The organism is Streptococcus pluranimalium (assembly GCF_002953735.1).
Lineage (GTDB): Bacteria > Bacillota > Bacilli > Lactobacillales > Streptococcaceae > Streptococcus > Streptococcus pluranimalium.
The window spans coordinates 932,587-944,199 of sequence record NZ_CP025536.1 but is presented as its reverse complement, the minus strand read 5'-3'; the positions used below and the strand labels follow the sequence as shown (position 1 = coordinate 944,199).

Sequence of the window (11,613 nt, the reverse complement as noted above, 5' to 3'; positions counted from 1 at the left end):
TTTGTATTCACCAACTTAACCTATAACCAACAACCTTTTGTTTTCCTTCTCTTAAATATGAAATATCAAATGACTTGTAATATTTTGATAAATCTTTCTTAAGCTTAGGAATTATATTTGCAGTTATATGCCTAGGTGTATAAGTTGATTTTAGACCAAGTTTGTCTCTAAAATCATCTAAAGAAAATTCAATTGTTTTTGAATCAAGATTATTTTCTATTTCATCATTTAATATTTTGGAATATTTGCTAGACCAAGATTTTAATGCTTCAAATCTAAAATTATTTCTATCAATAAATTTATCTAAGGCTTTAACTGTTTGATTTTGAGATATTCCTTGACTATGAGTATACAACATAGTTGTTTCGTAATTAGCATGTCCAACACGTTCCATAATTTCTCTTATAGCAACTTTCATACCCTCACTTTGTAAATAAGTAATATGCATATGCCTAAAAGAATGAGGGGTTACATGCTTTGTCCATTTAAAACCGTATCTCCTCGCAGTTTTTAATAAGATCAGTTTCAACACGAGCAAGTACTTCCCGGAAAGAATGCGAAGTTATTGGTTAACCGTATTCTGTTCTAAAAACACTCTCAGAGAATGTAAATGCTTCGCAAGGATTTTCAATCGAATAGCGGTCAAACTCTTCACTTCGTTGTATAGCCCTTAATATAGCATCACAAGCCACTTTAGGTAAAGCAACATCTCGATCAGCATTTATTGTTTTAGTTTCATCAAAGTAGAATTCTGAAACTTTTAAATCATGATATTGCAAAGCCTTATCAATATGTAGTATACCTCTCTCAGCATCAAAATCTTCCTTAGTAAAAGCAGCTTCCCCGATTCGCAGTCCTGAAAATAGTAAAACTATAGCCAAGTCATAATAATTCGGGTTTCTTCTTCGACTTAGTGTTTCAAAGAAAGCTCTAATTTCATGAATTTCTAAAAACTTTGCTTCTCGTTTTTTCTTTGTTTCACGCTTTTTCTCAAGGGACGTTTCTAGCTTTATTACAGACATTGGTGAAAACTGAATAACATTATAAAGAACACCATGGTTAAAAATTTTGTTACAAGTGCTTTTTATATGTATCATAGTAGATTGTGACGCATTATATTTCTCCATATAGGTAGTCAAACACTTTTTCATCAATAACGGTGTTAAACGTTCGAGTAAATAATCATCACCAATAATTTCACCAAGACGTTCTATCACAAAAGCCTCTCTTTTTACTGTCTGAGGTTTTACTGATACTGACCAGGTTTCTAGCCAACTCATCTTTAACTCTCCGAATGTTCTTATCAACTGGGGATTAAATTGAGCTTCACTGCCATTAACCAATCCCTCAATTTTATCTTCGAGCTCGCGTTCTGCTTGTTTTCGAGCGCGACTTGTGTTTTTATGATAACTTACAACAGCTGTCTTCCACTTGCCAGTTAGTGGATCCTTATATTTATCTACAACTTCGTATCGAGTAACTCCTTTTGAATTAGTTTTTGTTCTATAGTACATTTTCGTTTCCTTAAACTTGAAAAGAAAAATCAATCATAGAAATATAACCATTTTATATTATATCATGATTCTCTTTATTTTACCGCCCTTTGTTTCCATCTTAAAAACTCTTCAAAGCCTTCCAAATTAATAAAGACTAGTTTATGAGTTGGGTTAATCACATAATCTTTAAACTGCTTATTATCTCTCATTTCACCTAACCATCTATTCAGTGTATATTGATTCAGACCTTCCCACCTCCTCAATATAGCTCTTTTATCTGCCCACTCAGCTATGCTATTCTCAACCGATACAAATTTAATTTTCATATTAGTTTCTCTCTATTTTATATTATTAACCTCCGTGGGTATGATTGGTTAAATAATTCATGGGCATCTCACCCGCTGTCCTTTTACGTTGGCAGCCTGAACGTTCAGAAGTATCATTGTCCTTATTTGTGGTCATGGCAGATAGAGAACCACTCTATTTTATAGCTAATAATTTTCGCTCCTATCACGGCGTATCTCACTAAATTGCTCGACAAATAAGAAAGTCCCACCTTAGTTTATTCAATTTTCAATGAACAAATCAAGGAGGAACTATTTTAATCTTTTTAAACGATAAGGGTTATCTGTAAGCCCTAGTATATAATCTGTACTGACTTGATAGAGTTTTGAAAGCTGAATAAGATAATCAATAGATACTTGCCGTTTTCCTGTCTCAATCCTGGAATATGCCGATTGACTACAGGATAGGTATTTTGCTAAGTACTCTTGAGTAAAATCATAATCTTCTCTCAAATCTCTAATACGCCTATACATCGCTCACTCCTAAGAAAATTATAGTCGAGCGAATCGGTTACACTAAACTAGACAGAATTTATAAAGTGCTCTACACTAACACTAAGAAATGGAGAAGCCTATGTCTAGAAAAGTACGTCGTCATTTTAGCGATGAATTCAAGCAACAAATCGTTGATTTACATAATGCAGGGAAAAAACGTAGCGAGATTATCAGAGAATATGATTTAACGCCTTCAACCTTTGATAAGTGGGTGAGACAATCCAAAACAACCGGCTCATTTAAAACTGTGGATAATCTAACAGCTGAACAACGTGAACTGATTGAACTGAGAAAACGCAACAAGCAGCTTGAGATGGAGAATGATATCCTAAAGCAAGCGGCAGTGATTATGGCACGAAAAGACAGATAATCACTGCTAACAAAGATAAGTACAGCGTCACTGCTATGTGTCGTTTTCTGGGGATCCCTCGTTCCAGCTATTACTATAAGGCCGTTGAACCTACATCAGAAATGGAACTGGAAGAAAAAATCAGTGCTATTTTCATAGGGAGTAAGTCTAGATACGGAGCAAGGAAAATTAAACAAGCTCTCGCCTCGCAGGGAATATGTCCATCTCGACGTCGTATTCGCCGCATTATGAAAAGACTTAACCTCGTTTCTGTCTACCAGAAGGCAACTTTCAAGCCCCATTCAAAAGGGACAAATAAAGCCCTAGTTCCTAATCATTTGAATCAAGCATTTGCTCAACGTCAGCCATTAGAGGTTCTAGTAACTGATTTGACCTATGTTAGAGTTGGAATACGTTGGGCTTATGTCTGCTTCATCATTGATCTCTTACAACCGTGAAATCATTGGTTTATCTATTGGCTGGCAGAAGACGGCTAAACTGGTCAAACAAGCTCTACAGAACATTCCTTATGCTTTAAACAAGGTTCAACTCTTTCATTCTGACAGAGGGAAAGAATTTGATAACGTCTTAATTGAGGATGTGCTTAAAGCCTTTGATATCAAACGATCACTCAGTCAAGCAAGTTGCCCTTATGATAATGCCGTGGCTGAAAGCACCTACCGTGCTTTCAAGATTGAGTTTGTTTATCAGGAACAATTTTCAACACTGGAAGACCTTGCTATTAAGACAAGAGACTACGTTCATTGGTGGAACTACCATCGCATTCACAGTAGTCTTAATTACCAAACACCTATGGCACTATCACCGCCTAATCAAATACACTTTATAAATCTTGTACAGAAAACTGTTGCCTTTTCATCTAAAGGAGGGGTTGCCATAAGGATGTTTTCAAATCCTCTCTACCCCTTAAATTGCTCCAAGAGGGCTTGAAGGTCTTGGCTGGCTTCTGGCGTCGTGCCCTTGAGCTGGCCAAGCTTGTCAATCAGGCTGGCCGTTTTCTCCTCAATCACTTGGTTGGTCGTGTTGATATTGGCCACGATTTCAGCCAGTGGTGCTACTTTTTCCTCTTCAAAGGTATCAACGTAGCGTGGAATGTTGAGGTTAAAGTCATTCTCCTGAATCTCCTCAAAGCTAGCCAGATGGGCAAACTTATCGCTATCCTGACGAGACGTGTAGGCCTCAAGGATTTTCTCGATGTGCTTGTCTTCCATGAGGTTTTGGTTTTTACCCTTGGTAAATTCCTTCGACGCATCGATGAAGAAGACATCACGGTTGGTCCGGTCTTTTTTGAGAATAATGACTGTGGTCGGAATGCTGGTGTTAAAGAAGATATTGGCAGGCAGACCGATGACGGTGTCGATGGCCCCTTCTTCGAGCAGGTGCTGACGGATCTTGCCTTCTGCATTGCCACGGAAGAGCACCCCGTGTGGCAGGACAATGGCCATAACTCCGCCATCTTGCTTGAGGTGGTAATAGCCGTGCAGGAGAAAGGCAAAATCAGCCTTAGACTTGGGAGCGAGGGCACCAAATGCCGAGAAGCGAGCGTCTTGTAAGAACCCACTATCTGCAGACCACTTGGCAGAATACGGTGGGTTCATGAGCACCCCGTCAAAGTTGGTCGGCTCCTGGGTTGGCCAGTCATCGTCCAAGGTATCGGCATTATTCAGGTACTGGTTTTCAATCGGAACCCCGTGCAGAATCATGTTCATGCGAGCCAGATTGTAGGTCGAGGTGTTGAGCTCCTGACCAAAGTAGGAAATGGTATTGGGCTCTTTGCTATAACGCTTGGCGTTTAAGAGGAGGGAGCCAGACCCCATGGTCGGATCGTAAAGGGTAAAGCCTTTCTTGTCCTCACGACCAAGGAGTGCAATCTGGGTCATGAGCTTGGCTACGGGTTGTGGCGTGTAGAACTCTCCAGCTTTCTTGCCCGAGTCAGTCGCAAACTGACCGATCAGGTACTCATAAGCATCCCCCAACATGTCACCAGCGTGCCCAGCGACATCGAGCGCCGCCAACTCTTTCATGACACCCGAGATAGTCTGGTTTTGCTTTTGCGGAGTTGCGCCTAGCTTTTTAGAGTAGAGATCAATGTCCTCAAAGAGGTTTTCAAAGAGCTCATCGTCTTGCTCAATATTGCGGAAGCCCTGTGCCAAGTCCTCTAGCTGGAAGGTCCCTTCATTGACCCGATTGACCAAGGCTGTAAAGGTCAAGTCAGGTGCAATGGCATAGCTCATCTCATCCTTGATCACTGCGACCAAGTCCGCATGGGTCTCCTCGTCCTCGTAGTAGACCCGGTAAAGGTCCAAGGCCTGCTGCAAGTCCTCCGTCGGCTCCTCCATGGTCTTTGCCACGAAATAGAGCATCTTGTCTGACAGGTACTTGTAAAAGACCATGCCCAAGAGATAGGACTTGTAGTCATTGGCATCCATCTTCGAGCGGAGGACGTCCGCTGAATTCCACAGCGCCTGATAGAGCGCTTGGGAGGTTTGTGTTTGTTCCATGTGTGTTCTTTCTATATCTTGTAAACTTGGTTTAGCAAAAGCTAAGTTTTAAAATAAACGCTACCGATCACAAAAAGAGCGGATTATAGGCGGATTATGAGCGGATTTATTAGTGTAATGATGAAAAAGCTGACATCTTACTGTCAATAAAATTAATCCTCTCTTCTATATCTTTCATCTATCGCATATTTGAATTTAAAACCTCCTAGTTCCATTTTGTCTAATCTATTTTTAATCTTACTTATAGTTTGAGAATTATCTATTTCATTTCTATAATCAAAGCTGTAAGTTTTTTTCCAGACAGTAAATGTTTTATCAGCAGGGATGTAGTCGAAATCATCGATATTTCTTCCATTGGAAATAATACCTTGTAAAATCCAAAAAGATATAAATTGAGTATCAGTTAATGAAGAAACTACTTCCCAGATGCCATCGGTCCATTTAGAAAACTCTGTCCATAGATTTTTACTAGAAAGATAAACTGCTAGCATAATATCTTTTCTTTCATCTGAAGAATGCAAAATGGTCTCACACTGAATATCAGAGAATCGTTCTCCTAGTACATGAAAACTAAAAATGTGGTATTTTACAAAAAGATATACTTGCTGAGATAAATCATAGCCAACTTTGTCTAAAACTTTTTTCCATCCATTATAAATCTCATCATTAATTTCTTCATCAGTTTTATTTTCACGCTCTTTAGGAATAGAATACATCATAGAGTTACCATGCATTCCCATGAATTGTTTGGGAGGCATAATTTCAATTTCTTTTTCGCGAATGATGTAGGAAATTGTATCACTCATCTTATAGTCACGTATATACTCTAGAGCCAACTGTAGTAACTCCTCTTTTCTTTCGCCGGTAAAGTTTCCATAATTAGCTGACAAATACTTGTAGAAATCAGTATCGTTACTTGATAATAACTGCTTCTTAAGTAGAACATCATTATTAAGCATCTCCTCTAGCTCACTCACTGATGTATTTGTTACTTCCTCATATAGAAAATATACAGTTTGGTTATGGGCAAAACACGGCGGATAGTTTTCATTATATTTATATAAACTATCAACTTGAGAAGTTATTAGGAATTTAGGAACATCTTCTCCCTCATCAATATCTACACCAAATCCATTTATTAAATTTTGATAGAGGTTTGAGTGGAACAGATAGGTATAAATTATAAGCAGCTGTTGCTCAATTTGAACATGTCCTGACTTACCTCGCTCGAAAAACTCCTTGTTAACATAATCGTTGAAATGCTCTCTATCTCTTAAATTTCTCCCCTCATTTACAATAAGTTGTTTGAAATCTTGCGAAAGTATCGTATCAAATTTTTCCTCTAATACACCGAAGTATGTCTCCCAAATATTTTTGGGATGGAGTGCAAAAGGTAGTTCAACTCTTCGATCAATTATTTTTGACAAAAAATTATCTTTTACTGTATAAACCTTTGAGATATCACCTACAAATACAATCGGCAATTTCCCTTTTAGAAGACTAAATATTTTATATGTTTCTTCTTGTTGCTTCTCTGTTAACCTATCAAAATCATCAATAATCAATACTTTTTTACCAAACGGTACATGTCTAAATAACCAAGCGTAGAAAATGTCTGTTTTAAATTTAAAGAATTGAAAGACGGCAACTACTAGTGCTACAATTCCTACCCACATACTAATTTTGGGAATCATTCCGAAATATTGTTCAAGTCCTAAATTAACAACATTAGTGGATAAAATTGAAATTGAAACCAGACCGATAGTAAATGCTAAGAATCCCCAATAAATAACGGGGTGTAGTTTAGAAAACACAATTTCCAAGAGAGGCCTACTATCGTTAATCTGCCATAAATCAATAAAAATCAATTTCTTATCGTATTTTTTATCAATATTTCCTAAAAATGTTGTTTTACCAGAACCCCAACTACCATTTAAAAAATATGTCTTTTTTTCATTCAATAGCTTGGAAAAATTTTCTTCCGCAGTTGATGTGTCAATATCTTCTAACTTTATAAATTTATTTTCTTTAGCCATAACACTTCATTTTTCCTAAATAAACATATCCTGTAAAAGTTTTTTCTTCAAGGTTTCGAGTTCTGTGATTTTGGCTTGCTGAGAAGCGATTAAATCGTCAAGGTTGGCGAAGAAAGCACCGATGGCACGTTGTTCTTCGAAAGATGGAATAACAATTTTGATTCCCATAAATTCTGAATAGTTAATGTTCAACAGTCCATCCATTCTCGCACCAGATGAAATTAATTTACCTAATTCTCTATCAGGTTTCTTAGTTGCAAACATAATTTCTATAAACTTTGGATCAGAGAGTTTGTCTATTGTTTTGAAACTATGGTAAACTCTTGGAACCAAAGCTTCCTCATAGGTTTCTAACTCAAAAACAACTCCGTATTTAGCAAGTTTCGAGTTCCCGTGATTATAAGATAACTCTCCCTTTTTTAAGAGGGTATAATTTTTCTGTTCTTTGCCTGCGATATTTTGTGAAAACCTATCTTCTTGATTCATCCAACCATTCGCTGCTGAAATCGTTAACGTTGGTAAATCTATTCTCCCATCATTACCTTGCACTCTTTCAGTCACATCACCCAATGTCTTCTCCTCCCACTCCCCATCAAACCCATCTAAGCGGATTTCAGGCGTGGTCTGTGCTCCCTTTGGAAACATCTTGGACAACATGGTCGCCTTAAAGACTTGATAGTTAGCCAAATTATCCTTATAGGCAGATAAGAGCTCGTCAAGCGTTTGGAAGAGCGTGCCGATAGCGGATTGTTCGGGGAGTGAGGGAAGTATGATAGGCATCTTACCCAATTCTTTGCCTGAAATTTCCAAGAACGTTGACCCAGCAGCATTTTTAGTAGCATATCTTTTAAGGTTTTCTTTTTGGCTATAAAGAAAGTAAATATCAGTTTTATCATCCAAAACTAAAGATTGAAAACCTTGATTAGTTGTTGAGTCTGTTTTTAAAATCGCTGCATCGCCAATGCCCGCACGTGAGGTAAATAAAATAGTCTTATCAGCAGGTAAAATCTTTGCGGAACTTTTTTCCAATCCCAACTGAGTAATTTTCTTATCACTTTCACTAGCATAGACAGATCCTCCAACTTCAGTCGGCGAGAACCAATTGATATCGCCATTCCAATACTCATCTACTGAAGTACTTGGAGTACCGCCACCAACAATTCTTACAATTTCATTTAATAAAACTTTTTCCCACTCATCATCAAAATTTTTGAATCTAAGTTTTGGTATATTTTTATTTGTCATACTTCTTCTACTTTCATAAATTGACTCTCCTTCATTATACCAATTATTTCTAATAATATGTGAATAAATAAAAAACCATCTTCCAAAAGATGGCTTAGGCGCTATTCATAGTTTTAGATTAGGAGTCTTTTGTAAGTTGCTCTATCAATTGTTCATCCGTTAATGATTTAAAGCTTCGGAACCGGAGAGATTGCTCATAAAACTCCTCAAAAAGTTCCGGCAGAGCTCCTGTTGTATCCAGGATATACTTTTTTTCCTTATTAAACTTATAAGAATCAGATATCTCAAGCTGCCGTAATTTCTTTTTTGTAAATGGAGAACCGTCAGGATTTTGATAAACTTCCTTAGTTTGGAGATGTGAAAAAATCACGGAAATATATTTTGCAGGAGTTACCTCAAACCTACGGTTAACAATAGTTTTGGGAAGTAAGATGAGTTCTTTTCCCACATAATCTAAAACATAGTAACTCTCGAAAACATCCCATTGATGTTTCTCGATATTCCAAAATTCAAACTTGGCTTTTTGAGAACTAATCGGCAAGTTGTGTATCTTAGCCTGATCTAACGAAAAAAGTATTAATTCTCTTTTTAAAATACTGATCAGTAGATCCGACATCCTATCCTTCGAGAATTTCTTGATGAACAAAGGGAGAGAAACCGGTGTTAACAACTTTTCTTTTAACCGATCTGTAGCTTTCATGACATAAGTAAAGAATTGGTCAAGCATTTCCTTTGAGACACCTGTACCTCTTGATTTACCAGAAGAATAGCCAATATGCGTAGCGTTGCACTCTTTTGAATAAACAAATAAGCCCAAAGCCTCATTTTTCTGGCCACTGCTATATTTATCATAAACAGTCTGTATAAAGTCAAATATAATTTTCTCCAAGTTAGCAGGTAAAAGCAACGGATCCACAAAAAGCTTCACATCCGTTTCAACGTCAACATCTAAGAAATCCAACTCTTTTTGAATTTCTTTTCTATTTAAAAATTCAGATATATGAATAATATTTTCCTCTTTTCTATTAATTTTGTAGAAAAAGAGAGTAAAGATTCACAAAAGAGCGAGGTTTAAATTTTTTTGAAATAATGATAAACTATAGTTGATTAATCAGAATTGCGCCTTATCATGCTCTTCTTGTAATCATATACCCCATTAGACGATAGTTGCCGCTATCGTCTTTTTCTACATTTTCTATGATACTATATTGTTTCTAAAAAAAACAATATCTTGTGGTAAATTAATTTTTAAATAAAAAAAAACACAATATATAGTCGTCTGATTCAAGAGCCTATATTCTTCTTAATAAAAAAGAGTGACACCCGTAGGCACCACTCTTTTCAAGCGCTCTAGTCGCTTTGTTATTAATATCATAACAGTTTTAGGAAATTAAATCAAATTAATCTCTTATCGTAAAATTAAACATTACTCCATCAAATTTAAAATCTATCATCTGTCTGAACAACTTCTAAAATTTAATTTTTCTCATAGGAGGTTCATAACCATATGGTTCAATAACAGAATAATAATTTCTTTTTTGTAAAATAGCATCGACAATTACATTATCTTCTACACCAATCTTTTTCATAAAGTGACACTCTGTAATTAGATTTAAAATCTTACTTACATAAAACATTTCACTAGGTGAAAAAGTTTTATCACTTCTATCAATACTTCCATGAGCATGGTAATTTCTTGTATTAACACATTTTGATGAAAACATTCCAATGAAATCTTTATTGATTAGAATCTTTTTATTATTTAACTTTACTTTACCTCTTAATTCTTGTGGTAAGTCCTTACACAATCGTTTTATTTTACTAACTAATGAGATTTCATCCATTGATTGAAGGGCTCTAATAATCAGGTCTTGTTCTGATTTATCGGACACATTTTCTCCAATAGTATATATCACTTGTTCTCTATATTTAATCACCTGTTCAGAAAGTTGCCTAGTATTATCCATTGTTAGTCTAGCGATTTCTTCAACACATGAAATAGCATCAAAAAACTGCGTTTCAACTAAATTATTATACCTTAAATTTGTTGTCAAATTTATGAGAATAGCTTCATAACTCTCATATTGAACGAAATACTCACTTAAAAGTTCTGCAAAGTGATTTTCAAGCGCTTTATAGTTATACGATGAAAAGAAGTTAGGAACTTTACGTTCTCCACTAGCTTGAGAAAAATAAAATCTTCCACAGAATGGCATATTTCCCTCTAAATCTTTCGTTTCTGAATTAAATCTAAAAAAGCTAACAGGCATGTATACCCCAGTTAAAATGGAAAGAAATTTTTGAAATTTAATAATATCATCTTTTATGTCTAAAAGTGGTTTTGCAATATTATAATTGATACTATAATTTGGCTTAATTTGTTTACTACTCTCAAAGCCATCCCTAGAAGATTGACCAGATCTACTACTCTCAGAAATCCACTCTTTTAATTCAGCATTTAGAGCTCCTATGTAAAACGATTTAGCTTCATCTGGCTGCTTACTTATAAATGAACTCAAATATTTATAGGAAAAATGGACTTTTGAAAAACTCCGCCCTTCTAAATCAGTATGTGCTTTTGAATCACATATCATATAATTCACTCGGAATTTAGTCATATCAATATCTTTGACATAATAAGCCTGTCTAGTAAGTCCAAACAAGGAAATAACTTCGTGTTTATTTTCGCCAATTAAACACTCTATCTTTTCAGCAACTTCATCTTCACTAATAGGTAATTCAAGAAACATGCCATCTATTGAATGGAACAGCTTCCCAAAAATCGCTTGATCATTACTTATTTTGAAAAAACCAGCGATTTCAAATTCGTCAACATTATTGAATTTTTCAATTCTAGACATAAAATATAACTTCCTTTATTTTTATTGTCAAAGTAATTACATACTGACTGAAAACCTGAAATCAAGGTATCTGAACTGAACTCGCCTACGATGCTGTGCAAAAAGATAACCATTTCCTAGACGCAAGTCGTCTTAGTCATGGTTCCTATTTTGCTTGGCATCGCTTAACGGCTCTGTATCTTCATCAACTGAACACGAACCTAATTCCTTCGGAAAAAAGATGACTTGGCTTGTTTGCAAGCAAACAGCGCCAATTCCCTATTTT

Annotated in this window: 7 protein-coding genes and 2 pseudogenes; 1 reads left to right on the top strand and 8 read right to left on the bottom strand. The window is 35.9% G+C overall.

From position 1 onward, the window contains the following. Positions 1–7 precede the first annotated feature (7 nt). The 3 genes and pseudogenes from C0J00_RS04895 to C0J00_RS04885 form a co-directional block, all read right to left on the bottom strand. A pseudogene (locus C0J00_RS04895) lies at positions 8–1,514 on the bottom strand (tyrosine-type recombinase/integrase). 74 nt (positions 1,515–1,588) lie between these two features. Further along, positions 1,589–1,822: a DNA-binding protein gene (locus C0J00_RS04890; RefSeq protein ID WP_104967814.1), complete on the bottom strand. Its 234-nt coding sequence runs from the start codon at positions 1,820–1,822 to the stop codon at positions 1,589–1,591. Positions 1,823–2,092: 270 nt separating this feature from the next. Next, the gene (locus C0J00_RS04885) at positions 2,093–2,314 is read right to left on the bottom strand and encodes a helix-turn-helix domain-containing protein (protein WP_104967813.1); all 222 of its coding nucleotides are present in this window, start codon (positions 2,312–2,314) and stop codon (positions 2,093–2,095) included. Between the two features lie 100 nt (positions 2,315–2,414). On the opposite strand from C0J00_RS04885, the pseudogene C0J00_RS04880 reads away from it, so the two are divergent. Beyond that, positions 2,415–3,500 (top strand): annotated as a pseudogene (locus tag C0J00_RS04880) (IS3 family transposase); the annotation flags it as partial. Positions 3,501–3,604: 104 nt separating this feature from the next. On the opposite strand, the gene C0J00_RS04875 reads toward C0J00_RS04880, so the two are convergent. The 5 genes from C0J00_RS04875 to C0J00_RS04855 all read right to left on the bottom strand — a co-directional run bounded on the left by C0J00_RS04875 (position 3,605) and on the right by C0J00_RS04855 (position 11,348). Next, positions 3,605–5,206 (bottom strand): type I restriction-modification system subunit M, encoded by a 1,602-nt coding sequence (locus C0J00_RS04875; protein ID WP_104967812.1) that lies wholly within the window; start codon positions 5,204–5,206, stop codon positions 3,605–3,607. Positions 5,207–5,358: 152 nt separating this feature from the next. After that, positions 5,359–7,242, bottom strand: coding sequence for a P-loop NTPase fold protein (locus tag C0J00_RS04870; protein ID WP_104967811.1), 1,884 nt, complete (start codon positions 7,240–7,242; stop codon positions 5,359–5,361). A gap of 15 nt (positions 7,243–7,257) precedes the next feature. Then, positions 7,258–8,487, bottom strand: coding sequence for a restriction endonuclease subunit S (locus C0J00_RS04865; protein WP_104967810.1), 1,230 nt, complete (start codon positions 8,485–8,487; stop codon positions 7,258–7,260). Positions 8,488–8,605: 118 nt separating this feature from the next. Next, the gene (locus C0J00_RS04860) at positions 8,606–9,448 is read right to left on the bottom strand and encodes a hypothetical protein (protein WP_104967809.1); all 843 of its coding nucleotides are present in this window, start codon (positions 9,446–9,448) and stop codon (positions 8,606–8,608) included. 508 nt (positions 9,449–9,956) lie between these two features. After that, complete coding sequence (locus C0J00_RS04855) at positions 9,957–11,348, bottom strand: HEPN domain-containing protein (RefSeq protein ID WP_104967808.1); 1,392 nt, start codon at positions 11,346–11,348, stop codon at positions 9,957–9,959. Positions 11,349–11,613: the final 265 nt, after the last annotated feature.

What these genes read in the sequence shown, in the direction of transcription:
- C0J00_RS04890 (WP_104967814.1), bottom strand. Translation starts at nt 1,822, where the DNA reads ATGAAAATTAAATTTGTATCGGTTGAGAATAGCATAGCTGAGTGGGCA.
- C0J00_RS04885 (WP_104967813.1), bottom strand. Translation starts at nt 2,314, where the DNA reads ATGTATAGGCGTATTAGAGATTTGAGAGAAGATTATGATTTTACTCAA.
- C0J00_RS04875 (WP_104967812.1), bottom strand. Translation starts at nt 5,206, where the DNA reads ATGGAACAAACACAAACCTCCCAAGCGCTCTATCAGGCGCTGTGGAAT.
- C0J00_RS04870 (WP_104967811.1), bottom strand. Translation starts at nt 7,242, where the DNA reads ATGGCTAAAGAAAATAAATTTATAAAGTTAGAAGATATTGACACATCA.
- C0J00_RS04865 (WP_104967810.1), bottom strand. Translation starts at nt 8,487, where the DNA reads ATGACAAATAAAAATATACCAAAACTTAGATTCAAAAATTTTGATGAT.
- C0J00_RS04855 (WP_104967808.1), bottom strand. Translation starts at nt 11,348, where the DNA reads ATGTCTAGAATTGAAAAATTCAATAATGTTGACGAATTTGAAATCGCT.